The 290-nt window shown below is 63.8% G+C and carries 1 protein-coding gene; it reads left to right on the top strand.

Translation table 11 applies throughout. The features are described 5' to 3' along the window. The coding region (locus tag EN845_RS34845) for a lytic murein transglycosylase (RefSeq protein WP_245511896.1) at positions 1–290 on the top strand (290 nt) is incomplete at both ends.

Here is a 290-nt window from a genome sequence, read left to right as displayed (position 1 = left end):
CCTTCTCGTCGATCCTGGCATCCTCCAGCGCATCGAGACCGACGAGAAGGCTCTGGCGCGCGACCGCGCGCAGGGCGTCTTCACGCAAACCTTCGTCCAGTTTTCCAACCGCATGATCTCAGCCTACCGGCTGAAGCAAGGTGCGGCGAACATGAAGAAATACGCCGATATCTTCGCCCGCGCCGACCGGAAGCGGCGATCCCGTCCTTACTGGAACCCGATCGCGTCGACCGTGCCGGTCGGGCAACCGGCCTTGTTGGTCGGCACCGAGGCCAGCAGCAGGTCCTTGA

This window comes from Mesorhizobium sp. M8A.F.Ca.ET.202.01.1.1 (assembly GCF_004791595.1).
Taxonomy (GTDB): Bacteria; Pseudomonadota; Alphaproteobacteria; order Rhizobiales; family Rhizobiaceae; genus Mesorhizobium.
This window is presented reverse-complemented; position numbering and strand designations above follow the sequence as displayed.